The 17,124-nt window shown below is 61.6% G+C and carries 18 protein-coding genes; 8 read left to right on the top strand and 10 right to left on the bottom strand.

The annotated features are described in order from the left end of the window. Positions 1-2: 2 nt before the first annotated feature. Positions 3-446 (top strand): TonB system transport protein ExbD, encoded by a 444-nt coding sequence (gene exbD, locus TR36_RS01910; protein ID WP_045387970.1) that lies wholly within the window; start codon positions 3-5, stop codon positions 444-446. Beyond that, a complete protein-coding gene (locus TR36_RS01905) occupies positions 443-1,279 on the top strand; it encodes an energy transducer TonB (RefSeq protein WP_062762248.1) in 837 nt (278 codons plus the stop codon). Before exbD ends, TR36_RS01905 begins: the two co-directional genes overlap by 4 nt. On the opposite strand, the gene TR36_RS01900 is transcribed toward TR36_RS01905, so the two are convergent. Next, complete coding sequence (locus tag TR36_RS01900; protein WP_045387974.1) at positions 1,280-1,459, bottom strand: DUF1328 domain-containing protein; 180 nt, start codon at positions 1,457-1,459, stop codon at positions 1,280-1,282. 242 nt (positions 1,460-1,701) lie between these two features. Here TR36_RS01900 and TR36_RS01895 point away from each other — a divergent pair, with 242 nt between their 5' ends. The 4 genes from TR36_RS01895 to TR36_RS01875 all read left to right on the top strand — a co-directional run bounded on the left by TR36_RS01895 (position 1,702) and on the right by TR36_RS01875 (position 4,631). Next, on the top strand, positions 1,702-1,986 hold the full coding sequence (locus TR36_RS01895) for a hypothetical protein (protein ID WP_153010464.1): 285 nt from the start codon (positions 1,702-1,704) through the stop codon (positions 1,984-1,986). An 8-nt stretch (positions 1,987-1,994) separates the two neighbouring features. Beyond that, on the top strand, positions 1,995-2,396 hold the full coding sequence (locus TR36_RS01890; RefSeq protein WP_045387979.1) for a phage holin family protein: 402 nt from the start codon (positions 1,995-1,997) through the stop codon (positions 2,394-2,396). Next, a complete protein-coding gene (locus TR36_RS01885) occupies positions 2,386-3,222 on the top strand; it encodes a hypothetical protein (protein ID WP_045387983.1) in 837 nt (278 codons plus the stop codon). The genes TR36_RS01890 and TR36_RS01885 overlap by 11 nt, the downstream gene beginning before the upstream one ends. A 353-nt stretch (positions 3,223-3,575) precedes the next feature. Continuing rightward, a complete protein-coding gene (locus tag TR36_RS01875) occupies positions 3,576-4,631 on the top strand; it encodes an AI-2E family transporter (RefSeq protein ID WP_062762244.1) in 1,056 nt (351 codons plus the stop codon). 2 nt (positions 4,632-4,633) lie between these two features. Here TR36_RS01875 and TR36_RS01870 read toward each other — a convergent pair whose 3' ends face one another. Genes TR36_RS01870 through TR36_RS15440 form a run of 4 tightly spaced genes read right to left on the bottom strand, consistent with a single transcriptional unit; the run spans position 4,634 to position 8,708 of the window. Next, positions 4,634-6,202, bottom strand: coding sequence for a phospholipase D-like domain-containing protein (locus TR36_RS01870; RefSeq protein ID WP_062762241.1), 1,569 nt, complete (start codon positions 6,200-6,202; stop codon positions 4,634-4,636). Positions 6,203-6,232: 30 nt separating this feature from the next. Next, positions 6,233-7,984 carry a sensor histidine kinase gene (locus tag TR36_RS01865; protein ID WP_045388800.1) on the bottom strand — a complete coding sequence of 584 codons (1,752 nt, stop codon included), beginning with the start codon at positions 7,982-7,984 and terminating at the stop codon, positions 6,233-6,235. Further along, a complete protein-coding gene (locus tag TR36_RS01860) occupies positions 7,981-8,565 on the bottom strand; it encodes an RNA polymerase sigma factor (protein ID WP_062762238.1) in 585 nt (194 codons plus the stop codon). Before TR36_RS01860 ends, TR36_RS01865 begins: the two co-directional genes overlap by 4 nt. Beyond that, on the bottom strand, positions 8,562-8,708 hold the full coding sequence (locus TR36_RS15440; RefSeq protein ID WP_153010463.1) for a NepR family anti-sigma factor: 147 nt from the start codon (positions 8,706-8,708) through the stop codon (positions 8,562-8,564). The genes TR36_RS01860 and TR36_RS15440 overlap by 4 nt, the downstream gene beginning before the upstream one ends. A 105-nt stretch (positions 8,709-8,813) precedes the next feature. Between TR36_RS15440 and TR36_RS01855 the strand changes: the two genes are divergently transcribed. Next, entirely contained in the window at positions 8,814-9,623 is an 810-nt protein-coding gene (locus TR36_RS01855) for a response regulator (protein ID WP_045387995.1), read from the top strand. A 74-nt stretch (positions 9,624-9,697) separates the two neighbouring features. Here TR36_RS01855 and TR36_RS01850 read toward each other — a convergent pair whose 3' ends face one another. From TR36_RS01850 to TR36_RS01835, 4 genes are read right to left on the bottom strand one after another with little or no spacing between them, the layout of a single operon-like run. Beyond that, entirely contained in the window at positions 9,698-11,212 is a 1,515-nt protein-coding gene (locus TR36_RS01850; protein ID WP_062762235.1) for a phosphatidylserine/phosphatidylglycerophosphate/cardiolipin synthase family protein, read from the bottom strand. Beyond that, positions 11,209-11,910: an endonuclease/exonuclease/phosphatase family protein gene (locus TR36_RS01845; protein ID WP_045388000.1), complete on the bottom strand. Its 702-nt coding sequence runs from the start codon at positions 11,908-11,910 to the stop codon at positions 11,209-11,211. The genes TR36_RS01850 and TR36_RS01845 overlap by 4 nt, the downstream gene beginning before the upstream one ends. Before the next feature lie 57 nt (positions 11,911-11,967). Further along, entirely contained in the window at positions 11,968-13,299 is a 1,332-nt protein-coding gene (locus TR36_RS01840; RefSeq protein ID WP_045388003.1) for a phosphomannomutase/phosphoglucomutase, read from the bottom strand. Further along, complete coding sequence (locus tag TR36_RS01835) at positions 13,296-14,999, bottom strand: ABC transporter ATP-binding protein (protein WP_045388006.1); 1,704 nt, start codon at positions 14,997-14,999, stop codon at positions 13,296-13,298. Before TR36_RS01835 ends, TR36_RS01840 begins: the two co-directional genes overlap by 4 nt. A gap of 106 nt (positions 15,000-15,105) precedes the next feature. Here TR36_RS01835 and TR36_RS01830 point away from each other — a divergent pair, with 106 nt between their 5' ends. Next, a complete protein-coding gene (locus tag TR36_RS01830; protein WP_067397888.1) occupies positions 15,106-15,981 on the top strand; it encodes an SDR family oxidoreductase in 876 nt (291 codons plus the stop codon). Here the strand turns inward: TR36_RS01830 and TR36_RS01825 are convergent. Beyond that, positions 15,879-17,075, bottom strand: a complete 1,197-nt coding sequence (locus tag TR36_RS01825; RefSeq protein WP_045388008.1) for an MFS transporter — start codon at positions 17,073-17,075, stop codon at positions 15,879-15,881. The genes TR36_RS01830 and TR36_RS01825 overlap by 103 nt on opposite strands. Positions 17,076-17,124: the final 49 nt, after the last annotated feature.

Below are 17,124 nucleotides of genomic sequence, written 5' to 3'. Positions count from 1 at the left end.
TGATGGCAGGTGGAATACGCGACCGCGACGATGACGATCTGGAAGAAGCGCATGAGATCAACGTCACACCGTTCATCGATGTGATGCTGGTTCTGCTGATCATCTTCATGGTCGCAGCGCCGATCTCGACCGTGGATGTGGCTGTAGACCTGCCCACTTCCAATGCTGCCCCCCAGCAGCGCCCTCAGGAACCGGTGTATGTCTCGGTGCAGCAGGATCTGACGCTGATGCTGGGAAACAAACCCGTTGCGCAGACGGCGCTGGCGGCCACCCTTGATGCCCGGACCGGCGGTGACAAGGAACAGCGCATCTTTCTGCGCGCGGATCAGGCCGTGCCCTATGGTGATCTGATGCAGGTCATGAACCGTCTTCGGGATGCAGGATACCTCAAGGTGGCTCTGGTCGGTCTGGATGCCGCCACCGCCCCGCAGGGAACATCCCCATGACACAGGCAGACTGGCAAGCGGCGCGCTCCGGCGCCGAACGCCGGCGCGAATGGCTGGGTTGGGCCGGTGCGGGGGCCTCGGTTGCGGCCCTGCTGGCTGCCACCACGGCCGTGATCCTGCATGTCACCGACGAGGGGGATCGTGACGCGCTGCGTGATGCGGTGCTTATCAACCTGGAGCCACCTGCCGCAGCACCACCCGCCACAGCCGTCTCCCCCCCTGCGCCGGATATTCCCCAGACCGATGCCCCCGAAGCCCCGGAACTGGTTCAGGACACTGCCCCCCCGCCCGAGCCGGAAGCAACGGAGCCGCCGCTTGATATTCCCGAACCTCTGGCGGAATTGCCCGAAGCCAAGCCTGATGATGTGGCCCTGCCGGATGCCCCGCCACCACCACAGCCCACCGTGCGGCCGCCCCCGCGCCCCGAACGGCTGAACGAACCGGAGCCGGAACCGGCCCCGCAGCGTGCCCCAGCCGMCCCGCCCCCGTCGCAGGCCAGACAGGCGGCACCATCGCCGGCACAGGGACAGGCCCGGCAGGCCGTTTCCTCCGGCGAGATACGGAGGCTCGAATCGCAGTGGGGATCGCAAATCCGTGCGCAGATTGACCGGCGGATGCGCGGTGGACGAAATACCGGCACGGTCAATGTGCGCATCGTGGTGACGCGGCAGGGCCAGCTGGTCAGTGTGGCGATGACGGGATCCTCCGGAGTTTCCGCATTGGACAGCCAGGCCATTCAGGCGGTGCAATCCGCTGCACGCAGCTTTCCGGCGGCGCCGGCGGGGCTGACCAATGCGACCTACACCTTTACCCTGCCCCTGGTGTACCGCTGATCACGTATCGAAGGGGTCCTTGCCCCGCATTGTCCGGACGATGACGCTGATCACGAACAATGCGGTGAACAGCGCGAAAAATGATTGTGCGATGGTTGCCGTTGCACCCGTGGTTCCGCCGAAGCCGACGGCTGCAGCAATCAGCGCGCTCATCGCATAGGTCAGAGTCCAGCCGAGCATTGGTTACATCCTTTTGATAGGTCTGTCTTGAACCAAGGCTTGCTTGGCAGGTCCCGAAACCAACAGCCCATCTTTGCAAATGTTCCGATGAATAGCGCGCAACGCCGCCCTGCAAAAAGCGGACGGGCCGCCAAGGGAACCGCAACGTGTTATTGTTCGTTGACTAATCGGGAAGAAAACATACGCCGAAAACGGTAATGATATTTATCAAATTTCGGATGACACAACATGGGGATACGGTGATGGACAAGACGGTTTTCAGGGACAGGATGCACGACCACGGTCAGGACATTCTGGAAGAGGCAACTCGTGCCGGAAAACGCGCCCGTCGCCGTGCCTCGCGCCTTGCCGGGGATTTTCGTGAAACGGCAGGCTCTGCCGCGTCCTCGGCCGAAGGCATCGCGGAAGACATCCGCAGCAGCGATATCGTCACGCGCAGTTACAAATATGCCCGCCAGAATCCGGCTGTCGTCATCGGTGGTGCCGTTGTTCTGGGCTTTGCCCTGACCCGCCTGCTTCGGAAATAGGAGGTCGTATGTTCCGTTCGGACGACTTTCTGAGGGATGCCCCCGTATCGCGCATCGCTGCCGTACTGACACGTATGGCGGCGGCGGAATTCGCCTTGGCAAAGGCCGAGGTGTCCACTGCGATCCGTGGCGCGATCATCGGTGCCGTGATGTTGATCGTGGCCCTGTTGATGGTGCTCGTCGCGCTCAACATGTTGGCAGGGGCGGCCGCAATCGCCCTTGCCTCGGTCGGCGTCCCCGATCCTTGGGCACCTGCGATCGTGGGCGGTGCCCTTGTGCTGCTGGCAATCATTCTGGCGTTCTGGGGGCTTTCCTCGCTGAAACCCTCTCGCCTCGTACCAACGCGCACGGCGGCACGCCTTCGCCGCGATGCAGAGATAATCAAGGAGATGATTAGAGATGAGCCGTAAACGTTATACCCGTGATATCGAAGACGAGCTTGACCGCGACCGCGCGCAGCTTGGTTCCATCTTTGACAGCCTGTTCAGCCGGTCCACGGTCGATCTGCTGATGCGTGAGGGCATCCAGACACTACGCGCCAATGGCGGTGCCCGTGAAACGGCCGAAGCCGTGGTGCGCCGCAATCCGCTTGCCGTGGGTGTCATCGGGCTTGGCCTCGCTTGGCTGGCCTATGGAAGCCGCAAACCCGAGGTTGCCGCCGAGGCCGAAGCGCGAACCGTTCGCAACCGCGTGCAGCGGAGCGCCGATCGTGCCCGAGCCACCTTGCGGGACGAAGCCGAAGCCATCGAGGAAAGCGATTGGGCCGAATCTCTGGACCGCCTTCGTGCAAAAGCATCCGCACGCCTGCATGACCTTGAGGACGAAGCCCGTGCTTATCGGGACGACATGGCAGCAGGGCTTGCCGACAAGGCCGATGAAGTTCGTGATTACCTGGCCGAACGGGCCGAGGTTCTGTCCGATCTGGCAGAAGACATGCGCGAACGCCTTGCCGACGGGTTGGATGATTTTTCGCATGCAGCCCAGAAGCGGATCATCCGCGCCCGCGAGGAGGCCTATGCCGCGCGCCTGAAGGCGCAGGAAGCCTTGGGCAAAGGGGGCCGTGAGGCCAAGCGCATGGTCGAGGATCACCCGATGGTATCGGCCGCAGTGGTGCTGGGGCTTGGCGCCGCAATCGGGACTGCCGTCATCCGCAGCCGCCGCTCTCCCGCCGAAGAGGCGATTGACGAAGCGGAAGAAGAGCTGGAGCGTATCCGCTCTCGCAAACGCCGTCGTTAACCCGAAGGGCCCGCTGCAAGGCGGGCCTTTTTCTGTCATATCGCCCAGTCAGAAGCAGCTGGCAAAATTGTCAAATTTGGCATCGTACTTGGTTTGGCCGTACCTCTGGTGCAGTACGCCACTCATCTCGCCTCGTTTTCGTTCCGCACGATCCAGATCATCATCCGCCAAGTCGCGCTGTTTCTGGCCGGCCCGACCTTTGATCTTCTGTTTTCCGGCAGTCTGATCCCGGTTCATACCTATTTTTCTGTACCAGGTCCCATCCCCGGCACAACGCTGCGTCCACATCGCGGCCCCAAGGGGAACCTTGGTGTTCCACCTCGCGTTTCTTCATCACATTTCCAGGAGCACCAATGGATCGCCTTGATCGTCTGGCACGATACGCTGTTATTTTCATGGGCGTTTTTGCTCTGTTTGCCGCCCTGCGCATCGGCGAGGGCATATTCGCCCCCTTGGTCCTTGCGATGGTCGCGGGCGTCGTGCTTTCCCCGATCTCGGACCTTGTGGCACGTTGGGGGATGCGGCCGGTTGTCGGAGCCCTGTTGTCCCTGCTGCTGACGCTGACGATTGTCGGCGGGCTTGCAGCGGCGGCCCAGCCTTTGGTCATGCGCCTGTTCGACAAGGCTCCGCAGATCTGGTCCGAACTGCAGACAACCGTCGATATCCTGCACCGTTTCATTTCCGGATTCAGCCAGATGTCCGATGGTCTGCGGGATGCGCTCAGCCCGCCTGCTGCTGGCGCACAGGGAACCGCCGAACCGGCTGAAGGGGGGTTGGAATCAGCCATGCCTACTATGGCCGATGCCCTGCTGTTCGCGCCCTCCTTTGCGGGCCAGATCTTGATCTTCATCGGTGCGCTGTTCTTTTTTCTGCTGACACGGGCCGATGTCTACGGCTGGGCCTCACGCCTCGCGGAACCGTCTGAACGGGCGGATCTGGCGCGCCGGCTGCACCTCGCGGAGACATTGGTCGCCCGGTATTTCCTGACGATCACGGTCATCAACCTGATAGAGGGTTTGACCGTTGCCGGGGTCCTGCATCTGATCGGCATGCCCGGTGCAATGCTGTGGGGACTGGCCGCATTTCTGCTGAATTACATTCTCTATATCGGTCCTGCCATGATGACCGTGTCGCTGCTGTTTGGGGGAATTGCCGTATTTGATGGATGGCAGGCCCTGCTGCCTGTGATCGCCTACATCCTGATCAACGGGGCCGAAGGGCAGTTCATCACGCCGACATTGATCGGGCGGCATACGGCGGTCAATCCGCTGCTGGTGTTCCTGTCGCTCGTCTTCGGAATGTGGCTCTGGGGTCCGATTGGCGGCATCGTCGCCATCCCGCTGCTGCTCTGGGTTCTTCAGATCAACAATTCCACCCGCACCGCCAAGCTTCCTGCCAACGAACCCTGAGGTCACATCATCTCGTCAGGGACACCCGGCGCGTTCTGCCCGAAATCCTCGGCCACGGTGATATCATAGGGCAGAATGAAACCACGGCGGTTTTCAGGGGCCGCCCTGTGGTTTTCACGCGCCAGTGCCGCCCAGGCAGCGGGGGCGCCGGACACGTCGAAAAATGCGGGCGCCGCATCGGCTGGCAGCCAATGCCCCATTGCCCGACGCCGAAGCTCTGCAACATCGCGGGCACTGTTCAGATATACTCCTGCCTCGGTATCCCACGACAGGCTGCGCCCGTTCAGATTGGCCGAAGACACGATGGCCGACACATCATCAAAAATCGACACCTTGGCGTGGATGTAGATCAAGGGCGCCCCCTGCAGGCGGTCCCTGTCATGGCTGGTCTGGCGCGTCATGGATCGGGGTTGCGCAGCACCGCCGATGAATATCCGCGCGCCGAATGCCTTGCGCAGCATTCTGAGCGCACGCGCCTGCTGGTATTCGCCAAAGCGCGCATCGATACCCGCGCGGTTGTCAAACGCCACATCTTCGGGGGCTGCAGGCAGGATCAGAATCAGACCCAATTGAGGATTCCGTTCTGCCGCCCGCACCAGATGCCGCGCCAAACTCAAATCACGAAAGAACTGGGTTTCGAGATAGATCAGATTCTGCGCCCTGCTGCACAGCGCCTCATGGGCCTGGCGCAGTTCATGGGCAACAGGTTTCGGCCCGTAATGCCACAAGGCAATCCGCCGCCTCCGGCTTAGCGTGCGCAGAAAGCGGCGCGCCTTTGCGGGCGGGTTTTTTCCCTCGACCACATCCAGAAAACTGTCCAGATGCGCCTGCGCCTCCGTCACGACGGGGCCTTCCATCATCATCTGCACATCATGCCATGTCTGATCCCCCGGACGATCGTGGTTCGGGGTGTCATAGCGACGTTCATCCAGATCCAGCCCGCCGATATACAGCTTACGACGGTCGAATACCGCCAGCTTCTGGTGATGGGTGGCAGGAAAAAGATGGGGCAACAGAAATCTGCGGGCACGGCACCGGCCGTCTGCAAGGGTCACAATCCGGTCCGAGAGGCCCGGCATGTCTTCCAGCACCTCATGGCGCTCTGCTTCAGGCATCTCGTTCAGCCAGGCACAGATACGATCCGTCTTGCGCTTCGCTTTCCACCAGAACGCCATACGGACCAAGGTCCCGCTTTGTGCCGGATGCATCGCAGCATGGATCTCCAGCCTCGCATCCGGCCCCGCGCTTGCAGCCGCAGCTTTCCACAACCGTACGCTTCGCCATGTTCCCCGGTGCAGGGCAGAACGGCCAACCGGATCGAAATCCGACAGGATCATCCGGATCGCCACGCCCTTTTGCAGAACATGGGCAATCAGATCCGACCAGCTTTCCCCGACAGCCAGACCTTCGGCCGATCGCAGACGGGTACGGGGATCGAAAATGCGGAAGCTGGCATGGATTTCCGTCTCGGCCGCCAGAAACGCCCGCTCAAGCTCGGGGTAGGCTTCGGACCCGGTGATGAACACCTGCGTCGAAGCCCGCCTGTCATCACCTGATACCTGCCGTCGCATTCTTACCCCATTCTTGCCAGCCGATCAGGTTCAGGATGTCACATCCCCCGAAATGCGGGCCTCAGCCTCATTCAAGGGTCGTACCTCGAATGCCACGCTAAGGGTATATTTATCGTCATCGTGGGTAATGTCGACCTTTCCCCCGATTTGTTGAGCGAAGGCCGCAAGAAGCTGGGCGCCCAGCCCCGTCCCTTCGGCATCCGACATCTGGCCATTCGGGCCTACGGTATTGCTGACCTCCAGCACCGCCTGCGTACCCCCCTCGCGCCACAAGGCCACCTCGATCCGGGGCTTGCCCTCATGGGCACCGGCATATTTCACCGCATTGGCCAACGCCTCGGTCAGCAAGAGCGACAGCGGCACAGCCTGATCCGGGGTCAGCCGCACATCGGCAAAGGAATGCCCCAGCCCGATCTGCCGCCCCGGCCCCGATGCCAGCTTCACCACCTGACGAGAGATGTCGACCAGCAGTTCATCCGCACGGATATCGGTCAGCCCCGAGGTCTGGTAAAGTTCGCGGTGGATGGTCGCAAGGCTCATCACCCGCTCCTGCAGACCCTTCATCAACGACTTTGCCTCGGCCGATCTTGCCTGCCGCATCTGCATGTTCATGATCGAGGCGATAAGCTGGAGGTTGTTCTTGACGCGGTGATGGACCTCACGCAGCAGAACCTCTTTCTGGTGGATCATGTCCTCCATCTCTGCCTCGTCATGCAGGATGGTATCGGTCATATGTTCGAATGTTTCCGACAGATCGCGCAATTCGGTCGGCGCATTCGCCATATCCATCCGGCCGATGATCCGCTTGCCATCGCCAAAGCCCGACATGGCGGTCCGCAAGACCCGCACATGCCGCGTGACCGAACGTTCCACAGCCAGAAACGCCACGATCAGACACGCGAGCCACATCGCGAACGGCAAGGTCAGCGATGGCAGCATCCGTAGATACCAGACATCATCGCCCTCGGCAGACCAGCTTCCCATTGCATAAAGCAGATCCGGCACGATCGGGATCACGGCAAAGGACCGCGAACGCCCTTCGGCCGTTCTGGCAGTGAACGACACATCCTCATTGGCCATCGACAATGCCGTCAGGGATCGGTTCTGCGGCAAAACAGAGGTAATTTCCTCCATGTCCACGCTGGAGGTCAGGATGTTTCCCGTCGCGTCATAGGTCAGCAAAGCCGGCGGATGTGCCGTGGTGCGCGGTGAAACCCGATTGGATGTCAGCGCATCATGGGGCAGCGACAACGACATGTAGCCCAGAACGGTATCACCCTGCATGACCGGATCGGCGACGATAATCACCGATTCATTTCCCGCACCGATGCCGGACGCCAAACGGATCAGCGGGCGTTTTTCTTCCAGGGCCACCTGAAACTCGGTGTCATTGGAAATATCAAGCTGGTCTTCACTCGACGAACAGTGCGATATGCCGGACCGGTCGATGAAAACGGCGCTGCGATAGATGCCGGATGTTCCGACAAAATTGCGCATCATCGCGTTGCAGGCGTCGATATCCCCCATGACCGGCACGACCAGCCGGGTCAGCGCCGCGACGGCCCCGCGTGCCCGCTGGATCAGCAGCAGGTCCGCCTCGGCCGCGCGCATGGTTTCCCCCATCAAGGCGGCCTCGGAGCGCGCGCGCGTCTCCTTCAGCATCGCGGCAGACTGGATGGCCGAGACCATGCACAGCGGCAACAGCGCAATCCCCAAAAGAAACGCTAGGCGAAAGCCTAGCGTCTTTGAGGCACGGTCGAAATCGGCCTTCCAACTGGTCATGCAGCATTCATACCCGAACGGGACATGACAGCCATCGTGGTACCATCCTCTCCGGCAAAGGCATGTTCGCCCTCTGCCAGATGTAAAAGCTCTGCCAGACGGGCACGGGCCCGGTTCGCTCGGCTTTTGACGGTACCGACCGCGACATTCATCATGCCGGCCGCCTCTTCGTAGGAAAACCCGGAGGCACCCACCAGGATAAGCACCTCGCGGTGCTCGGGCGTCAGCTTGTCGAACGCCGCGCTGAATTCGGTCAGCGCCATACGCCCGTCGTGGTCAGGCTTGACGAAAAGGGATGCGGCATGGGCACCTTCGGGATCGGGCACCTCACGACGGTTCTTGCGCTTGTCCGAATAGAAGGTGTTGCGCAGGATCGTGAACAGCCATGCCCGCAAGTTGGTCCCGACCGTGAACTTGTCGAAGTTTGTCCACGCCTTGACGATGGTGTCCTGCACCAGATCATCCGCGACCGAAACGTTCCGCGTCAGCGAAATCGCAAAGGCCCGCAATGCAGGCAGGTGATCGGGAAGCTCGTCCCGAGGGTCCCGATGGGTCTCTACAGAACGATCCATACCGCTCATTTTTCGACCCCTTTTTCCCGAAGCTGGGCAAGGAGCTGCGCAAAACGGTCAGGGACCTCCTGCTCCAGCGCCTCATCGTAGACCCGCTTGAGGTTCTCGTCTATCTGACGGAACGAAGCAGAGTTATCGCGCTCTTTTGCCATCTGATCCAAAACTCGCTACTTTCGATTCGGGAACAATATTGTTTGGAACCAAACGCCATGCAATGTGTTTGGTTCCCGAGAAAATGAGCTTGAAGAGGACATTCAATGCCGTCGGACGCCACGCGTGACCTTTCCACTGTGATCGGGGCAAACCTTCCTTATCTGCGGCGGTACGCGCGTGCCCTCACGGGTAGCCAATCTACGGGCGACGCCTTTGCCGCAGCCACACTGGAAGCAATTCTGGAAGATACGTCGATCTTCGAAGGGATCGACAATGCAAAAGTCGGCCTGTTCCACGCCTTCCACCTTGTCTGGGCAAGCGCCGGGGCACCTTTGGGTGATCCCGATAACCGCATGTCGGAAAAGGCACAGAACTACATGGCGAACCTGACCCCGAACACGCGGGAAGCGCTATTGCTCCATGCGATCGAAGGGTTCACCCATGACGAGATCGGCGCAATCATGCAGGTCGAGGCGGATGAGGCCACGGATCTGGTCGAGATTGCGCAGCGGGAAATGTCGAATGCCGTCGCTGGCAAGGTCATGATCATCGAGGATGAGGCCATCATCGCGATGGACATTTCGGCCATCGTCAAGGAAATGGGCCACGAGATCACCGGTATTGCCCGCACCCGGACAGAGGCTGGGGCCCTTGCAGCCCGCGAACGGCCGGATCTGGTTCTGGCCGATATCCAGTTGGCAGATAATTCATCGGGCGTGGATGCCGTGAACGACATCCTGAAGCAGTTCGATGACATGCCCGTCATCTTCATCACCGCCTTCCCCGAGCGGCTCCTGACCGGACAGATGAACGAACCCGCATTCCTGATTACCAAACCTTATCATGAGGATCAGGTGCGTTCGGCTGTCAGCCAGGCCATGTTCTTCTCGTCCACGGAAACACTGACGGCCTGAACCTGCCGAAACAGAAGGAAAGGGCGCCGCATCGAACATGCGGCGCCTTTTTCATGGCCGGTGGAATACAGGCGTTACAGGTATGACTGGATGGGCAGATGCCCCACAATCCATGACCGCAAACGCCGCATTTTTCCGGCATAGGGATCTGCCGCAATGACGGCGGGCATGCCATCCCGCTGCACCTCGAACACATGCTTGCGGCCCTGAGGCACCAGTCTGAACGCCGCAACCGGGGAAATCAGCGTATCGAAATCCGCCATCAGCTCTGCCACCGTATCCGACGCATCAATGTACAGGGCCAATTCGGTATTCATGAAAGCAGAGCGCAGATCATAATTGACCGACCCGACCAGCGCCCGTTCGCCATCCACCAGAAACAGTTTTTCATGCAGCAACACACGCCGCCCCGCATCGGGGGCCGGCCCGTATTCGAACAGCTCCACCCCCGCCCGCAGCAAGGCCCTACGATAACGGGCATAGGCCCCGTACACGATCAGATTATCAGTAGAACACAGCGCATTGGTCACGACCTGAACCTGTACGCCACTGCGCGCAAGGTCGGTCAGAACCCGAAGCCCCTCCTGGCCCGGCACGAAATAAGGGGTGACGATCCGCACCTGCCGTCTTGCACTGTTCAGAAATGTCGGCAGCCGGTGGATCAGCCATGCCTCCGGATCATGACCGTACACCTTGTGCGGAGGGTCGGCGACCAGCGCCACCTCCCCCTTGGCAAAGGGGGCGGAAAGTACCTTCCGGGGCATTTTCCGACAGTATTTCCGGGCGGCACCATTGCTTGCACGACGGCGAAGACGGCGACGGAAGTTTTCATCCGAAACGCGCAGCTTTGGCCAAAGCGTGACGATCGGCAGGGACAGCCCGAGGTTCCAGAAGGCATCGAAAACCGTTTCGGCCTCGGCCACCGGCGGGCCGGTCACAGCCATATCCAGATCATGCGAACGGGTTCCCCCCGCCTCCATGGCATTGAAATAGGTATCACCGATATTGCGGCCCCCGATGATAGCCATGGCCCCATCGGCAATCCACATCTTGCCATGCATTCGGCGGTTGAACCGGGCAAGACCCAGAAGCGTTTCGGCAATGCGGCGCAGCGCATGGCTGCGGCTGCGGACAGGATTAAACAGACGGATGTCGATATTCGGATGCTGGTTCAGGGCCAGGAACGTGCGGTCCAGCCCCTGGACATTCACATCGTCCAGCAGCAGGCGCACGCGGACCCCCCTGTCGGCCGCCCGGACCAGTTCCGCCATCAGCAGCCATCCGGTCAGGTCGGAATACCAAAGATAATACATCAGATCGAGGCTGCGCCCTGCAAGACGCGCCGTTTCCAGCCGCGCTGCAAAGGCATGACGCCCGTCCTGCAATGTCAGAAGCCTTGCAGCATCGCCGTCTGGCACCAGCCCGTCCAGCGCAGTCGGCGGGCCGCTTCGGAGCAATGCCTTCTGCACCGGCCCCCGCACACGCCGTGCCCACCGGCGATAGGAGCGGTAGGTCAGCATTGACGCGGCAGCCACCACCACCACAGTGCCAAAGGTCCACAGCAGAAGCGTCAGCCCGTCCATCATCATACAGGCAGTTCCAGCATGGCACGGACTGGCAGATGGTCCGACGCGCGCCGTGACAATTCCGACCGGTGCGCGGCAAACGACAGGATGCTTCCCCTGCTCAGCATGACCCGATCCAACGGCAGCACCGGATAACGGGAGGGAAAGCTGGGCGTCAGCGGGCTTTGCGGGAAATGCGGCAGGAACCCCTTGAGCGTCCACGCGCCCTTGCGCCATTCGTTCGTGTCGCCCATCAGCACTGTCGGACAATCGGCCATCGCGGCCATCCGGTCCAGCACCGCCGCCACCTGCCGGACCCGCGCCGCGCCCAGCAGTGCCATATGGGTGCCGATGGCCCGCAGCGGCACCCCTCGTACCACAAGATCAGCCACCACCGCACCACGCGGCTCCGGCCCCGGCAAGGCCATCGCATGCACTTCACCCGACACGACACTGTCCCGTACCAGCAGAACATTTCCATGCCACCCGTGGGACAGCTCATACCCCGGCACCTCGATCCGGCGCAGCCCAAGATCGCACTGCATGGCCTCCAGATCCAGCAGACCGCGCCGATCGCCAAAGCGCATATCGGCCTCCTGCAGGGCGATGATATCGGCATCCAGTTCGGCAATAACCGCGGCAATCCGGTGAAGATCACGCTTCCTGTCCGTGCCCACCCCTTTGTGGATGTTGTAGGAAGCAACCGTTACCCTATGCGTCATGCTCTCTCCGATATGACCATCGGGATATATATGGGGCGAGGTATGGCGCTTCGCAAATCAGCCGGCAACAAGGGCGGATATCCGCGCCACCTGCGCCGCCACCAGCGCGGCATCCCCCCGCGATTCCACATTCAGCCGCAGCAGGGGTTCGGTATTGGAGGCCCTCAGGTTGAAGCGCCAGCTTCCCATATCCATCGACAGACCATCCGTATCATCCCGCTGCCCCTGATAGGCGGCGGTCACGCGGTCCACGGCGGCTGTGACGTCGGCCACACGGAAATTGATCTCTCCCGAGGACGGAAATGCCGCGCGGCGTTGCGCTACCAGATCGGCCAGAGGCATTCCGGTGCGGGACATCAGTTCCACCACCATCAGCCACGGGATCATGCCACTATCGCAAAAGGCGAAGTCACGGAAATAATGGTGGGCAGACATCTCGCCGCCATATACCGCATCATGGTCGCGCATGGCCCGCTTCATGAAGGCATGGCCCGTCCGGGCCGCCACAGCATGACCACCGGCGCGCGCGACGACATCCTGCGTATTCCACACAACCCGTGGATCATGAATGATCGTGCCCTGCGGTTCCCGGCGCAGGCATACATCGGCCAGCAGCCCCACGGTATATTCACCATCCACGAAATTTCCGTTGGCATCATACAGGAAACAGCGATCGAAATCCCCGTCCCACGCCACCCCCAGATCGGCCCCGGCATCCCGGACGGCCTGCGCGGTGAACGGGCGGTTTTCCTGCAACAGCGGATTGGGGATACCATGCGGGAACTGGCCGTCAGGCTCGTGCCGTATCCGGATGAACTGCAAGGGCGTGTTTTCCAGCCCCTTCGCCAATACATCGAACGCCGGGCCGGCCGCGCCATTGCCCGCATCCACCAGCACCCGCAGGGGACGCAAAGCCTGCATGTCGATGAAGGACAGCACACGTCCGGCCCATGCGGCCCGCGCCTCGGCAGCAATACCGCGCCGCGATCCCGATTGTGCGGGGCCAAAACCGGAAAGGGCCATCACCTGCAGCCCCGACAGATCCGCAATGGGCGCAGATCCCGCATCGACCAGCTTCATCCCGTTGTAATCGGCAGGGTTATGCGAGGCGGTTACGCAGATGCCCCCGTCAGTGCCGAACTGCGTTACGGCCCAATACATCTCCTCGGTGCCGGAAAGGCCCAGTTCCAGTACCTCCACCCCCGCAGCCATCAGACCCGACACCACCGCATCCGCAAGGGCGGGCGATGACAGCCGCGCATCATATCCGACGATCACCCGCGCCCGCCCTGCACCAAAAGCCCGCCCGATGCGATATGCGATGCCCTCATCCAGATCGACGCCAAGGCGCCCCCGGATGTCATAGGCTTTGAAGCAGCTCAGGCTCATGCCGCTGACAGCCGCGCATAACGCCCGCCCGAAGCCTCGAGTTGGGCGTGGGTTCCGATTTCGGTCACCTGCCCCTCCTCCATGACCACGATGCGGTCCGCATGGCGGATCGTGGCCAGACGGTGCGCGATGATCAGCGTGGTCCGGCCGACCGACAGCGCATCAAGCGCGGCCTGAATCTCGCGCTCGGTTTCGGTGTCCAGCGCCGAGGTCGCTTCATCCAGTATCAGGATCGGCGGGTTCTTCAAAAAGGCGCGTGCAATCGCGACCCGCTGCTTTTGCCCGCCCGACAGCATGACGCCCCGCTCTCCGACGACCGTATCAAGCCCTTCGGGCATGGCGGCGATCATGGGGGACAGCTGCGCGCGATGGGCAGCCTCCACGATCTCCTCTTCGGTTGCATCCAGACGGCCATAGGCGATGTTGTCCCGCAGCGTGCCGCCAAACAGAAAGACGTCCTGGCTGACGATGCCGATCTGGCGCCGCAGGCTATCCAGCGTCATATCCGCCAGCGGAATACCGTCCAGAGTGATCCGCCCCCCCGTGGGTTCGTAGAACCGTGGCACAAGGGCCAGAAGCGAGGTCTTGCCCGCCCCCGATGGTCCGACAAAGGCCAGCGTTTCCCCCGCGCGCACCTCGATGTTGATGCCAGACAGGATCTCGCGACCGGCGTCATAGCCGAAACGCACATCCTCGAACCGCATCGCCCCCGTCAGATCAGGTGCAAGGCGCGCATCGGGCGTGTCCTTGATTTCGGGATCGATATCCAGCAGCTCCTGATACCGCCGGAATCCGGCAATGCCACGGGGGTAGAGCTCTATCACCGAGGCAATCTTTTCTAGGGGGCGGAAAAATACGGTAACAAGCAAGAGGAAACCGACAAAGCCACCTGCGGACAATTCCCCCGACAGGACATAGGCCGCCCCCACCACCATCACGATGACCTGTATCGCCCGCATTCCCATGTAATTTAGGGAAACCGACTGTGCCATCACCTTGTAGGCGGCCAGCTTCGTGCGGCGATAGGCGCTGTTGTCCGCCTCGAACAGCTGTTTTTCATGGGCCTCGTTGGCAAAGGCCTTGACCACGCGAATGCCGCCCACGTTCTCTTCCAGCCGGACGTTGAAATCGGCCACGCGCGCATAGATGTTGCGCCACGTCCGTGTCATCCGCCCGCCGAAAATGATCACGATCGCCATCGTCGCAGGCACGACCACGGCGGTGACCATGGCAAGTTCGAAGTTGATCCAGGCCATCAGCAAGAAGGCCCCGACAAAGGTCATCACGGCTATGAACAGATCCTCGGGGCCGTGGTGCGCCACCTCGCCAATCTCTTCCAGATCCCGGGTGACACGGGCCACCAGCTTGCCTGTACGCTGCCGGTCGTAATAGCGGAACGAAAGTTTCTGCAGATGTTCGAAGGCGCGGCGGCGCATTTCCGTTTCGATGTTGATGCCCAGCATGTGGCCCCAATAGGTCACCACGGCCATGAGCCCGGTATTGACCACATAGATCAGAAGCAATCCTGCGGCGGCCATCACCGTCAGCATCAGATCGCCCGCAGGCAACAGCCGGTCTATGAACCCGCGCACAGCCAGGGGGAAGGCCAGCTCCAGCAAACCGGACAGGACCGCGCACCCGAAATCCAGACAGAACAGCCAGACCCACGGACGATAATAGGAGAAGAATTCGCGCAGCATGGCCGCCCCCGATCATTCACAGGATATTCCTAGTAGTGACATCCGGGTTTGGCCAGACCTTCCGATGCGCTTGCCTATGCCCGCTGGCTGGGCCAATGATTGCCCCATGCCTACACTTCTTGTCCTTGGCCATGGCTATACGGCCGCCGCATTATCCCGTCGCCTTGTCCCGCAGGGCTGGCGCGTGATCGGCACGACCCGCACCCCCGACAGCCCGATGCCCGACGGGGTGGAGCGTCTGGTCTGGCCTGCACCGCTTCCGGTGGGTGTCACGCATCTTCTGGCCTCTGCCGCGCCGGATGCCGGGGGGGATCCGTTCTTGGCAACACATGCTGCCGAACTGGCGCGGATGCCGGTGGAATGGGTGGGATATCTGTCCACCACCGGGGTTTACGGTGACCATGATGGCGCATGGGTGGATGAAACCACGCCCTGCACCCCCAGCACCAAACGCGGCGAACAGCGGATTGCGGCAGAACAGGCATGGGCGGCGCTTGGCCATCCACTGCATATCTTCCGTCTGGCGGGAATTTATGGCCCGGGACGCGGACCTTTTGAAAAGGTGCGCGCCGGCACAGCGCGGCGGATCATAAAACCGGGTCAGGTGTTCAGCCGCGTACATGTCGAGGATATCGCTTCGGCGCTGGAGCTGACGATCCGCCATCCGGCACCGGGCATCTACAACATCTGCGATGATGACCCCGCCCCGCCCGAGGATGTCATCGCCTATGCCGCTATGCTGCTTGACCTGCCGGTTCCGCCTGCGGTATCCTTCGATCAGGCGGAAATGTCACCGATGGCGCGCAGCTTCTATGCGGAATCAAAGCGTGTGCGGAATGACAGGATAAAGGCGCTTGGCCTTACCCTTGCCTTTCCGGATTACAGGGCAGGCCTGGCCGATCTTCTGGCCTCCCAGACTGCCACGGCAAAACAGATGATCCCGAGGAATGACAGCACCGCCCCGACATACCCCGAGGATTGAAATCCGTAACCTGCCGTGATGGCCACTGCGGCCAGCGCGGGGCCGATCGCATTGGCGACGTTGAAGGCCGAATGGTTCATGGCCGCCGCCATGGTCTGCGCATCGCCCGCCACATCCATCAGGCGGCTTTGCAAGGGAATGGACAGCGCCCCCGACATGCCGATCAGCAGGACCAGCGGCATCAATGTGCCCAGATGGGCCGTGGCGACAGGATAGATCAACATCAGCGCCACCGAATAGATCATGATCCCGAAGGTGGATCCCACCGGCCATAGATCCGCAATCCGGCCCATGATCATCGTGCCCAGCACCATCCCCACACCATAGATCGCCAGCACCGCAGGCACTGCGGCCTCACCCGCCTGCGTCACCTCGATCACGGTAGAGGCGACGTAGCTGTAGACCGCAAAGAACCCACCGAACCCGATAGCCCCCGTCAGCAGGGTCAGCAGTACCTGACGGTTGCCAAGCGCCGAAAGTTCCGACAACGGCGAAGCGGATCGCCGCCCCTCATCCCGCGGAGCGTAAAGGTACAGCAATGTCACGCAGGCCAATGCCAGCAGGGCCACGACACCGTACCCCCAACGCCACCCCACGGTCTGTCCAAGGATATTGGCAAAGGGCACGCCCAGAACCGTCGCCACCGTCAGCCCTGTCATGACCCGTGCCACCGCCTGCGATCGGCGGGCACGCGGCACGACGCTGGCCGCCATCAAGGATGCCACGCCGAAATAGGCCCCATGCGGCAGGCCCGACAGGAAACGGAACGCCAGCATGCCGCCGTAGGTCTGCGCAAAGGCCGAGGCGATATGGGCAACCGCATAGACGACCATCAGCAGGATCAACAGGGTCCGCCGCGGCAAACGCGCGCCCAGCACCGCCAGCAGCGGCGCCCCCACCACTACGCCCAGGGCATAGGCCGAAATCAGATGGCTGGCCGTGGCCTGCGATATCTGCAACGCCGGAGAGATATAGGGGATCAGCGCCATTGCCGCGAATTCGGATGTACCGATTGCGAACCCGCCGAGGGCAAGCGCCAGATGGACGACACCCGGACGAACATCGGGCCGTGCGTCGATTGTCGTGTCGGTCATGCGTCCGCTCCGAATATTCTGGCCTCTTGGGCAATAGTGCGTGCAAAGC

The sequence above is a fragment of the Falsirhodobacter sp. alg1 genome, from assembly GCF_000739715.2.
GTDB lineage: Bacteria > Pseudomonadota > Alphaproteobacteria > Rhodobacterales > Rhodobacteraceae > Falsirhodobacter.
This window is presented reverse-complemented; position numbering and strand designations above follow the sequence as displayed.

Excerpts from the sequence above, each read along its gene's own strand:
- TR36_RS01830 (WP_067397888.1), top strand. The coding sequence starts at position 15,106 with ATGCCTACACTTCTTGTCCTTGGCCATGGCTATACGGCCGCCGCATTA.
- TR36_RS01885 (WP_045387983.1), top strand. The coding sequence starts at position 2,386 with ATGAGCCGTAAACGTTATACCCGTGATATCGAAGACGAGCTTGACCGC.
- TR36_RS01840 (WP_045388003.1), bottom strand. The coding sequence starts at position 13,299 with ATGAGCCTGAGCTGCTTCAAAGCCTATGACATCCGGGGGCGCCTTGGC.
- TR36_RS01835 (WP_045388006.1), bottom strand. The coding sequence starts at position 14,999 with ATGCTGCGCGAATTCTTCTCCTATTATCGTCCGTGGGTCTGGCTGTTC.
- TR36_RS01870 (WP_062762241.1), bottom strand. The coding sequence starts at position 6,202 with ATGCGACGGCAGGTATCAGGTGATGACAGGCGGGCTTCGACGCAGGTG.
- TR36_RS15440 (WP_153010463.1), bottom strand. The coding sequence starts at position 8,708 with ATGGCAAAAGAGCGCGATAACTCTGCTTCGTTCCGTCAGATAGACGAG.
- TR36_RS01900 (WP_045387974.1), bottom strand. The coding sequence starts at position 1,459 with ATGCTCGGCTGGACTCTGACCTATGCGATGAGCGCGCTGATTGCTGCA.
- TR36_RS01865 (WP_045388800.1), bottom strand. The coding sequence starts at position 7,984 with ATGACCAGTTGGAAGGCCGATTTCGACCGTGCCTCAAAGACGCTAGGC.
- TR36_RS01890 (WP_045387979.1), top strand. The coding sequence starts at position 1,995 with ATGTTCCGTTCGGACGACTTTCTGAGGGATGCCCCCGTATCGCGCATC.
- exbD (WP_045387970.1), top strand. The coding sequence starts at position 3 with ATGGCAGGTGGAATACGCGACCGCGACGATGACGATCTGGAAGAAGCG.
- TR36_RS01845 (WP_045388000.1), bottom strand. The coding sequence starts at position 11,910 with ATGACGCATAGGGTAACGGTTGCTTCCTACAACATCCACAAAGGGGTG.
- TR36_RS01875 (WP_062762244.1), top strand. The coding sequence starts at position 3,576 with ATGGATCGCCTTGATCGTCTGGCACGATACGCTGTTATTTTCATGGGC.
- TR36_RS01850 (WP_062762235.1), bottom strand. The coding sequence starts at position 11,212 with ATGATGATGGACGGGCTGACGCTTCTGCTGTGGACCTTTGGCACTGTG.
- TR36_RS01895 (WP_153010464.1), top strand. The coding sequence starts at position 1,702 with ATGGACAAGACGGTTTTCAGGGACAGGATGCACGACCACGGTCAGGAC.
- TR36_RS01860 (WP_062762238.1), bottom strand. The coding sequence starts at position 8,565 with ATGAGCGGTATGGATCGTTCTGTAGAGACCCATCGGGACCCTCGGGAC.
- TR36_RS01825 (WP_045388008.1), bottom strand. The coding sequence starts at position 17,075 with ATGACCGACACGACAATCGACGCACGGCCCGATGTTCGTCCGGGTGTC.
- TR36_RS01855 (WP_045387995.1), top strand. The coding sequence starts at position 8,814 with ATGCCGTCGGACGCCACGCGTGACCTTTCCACTGTGATCGGGGCAAAC.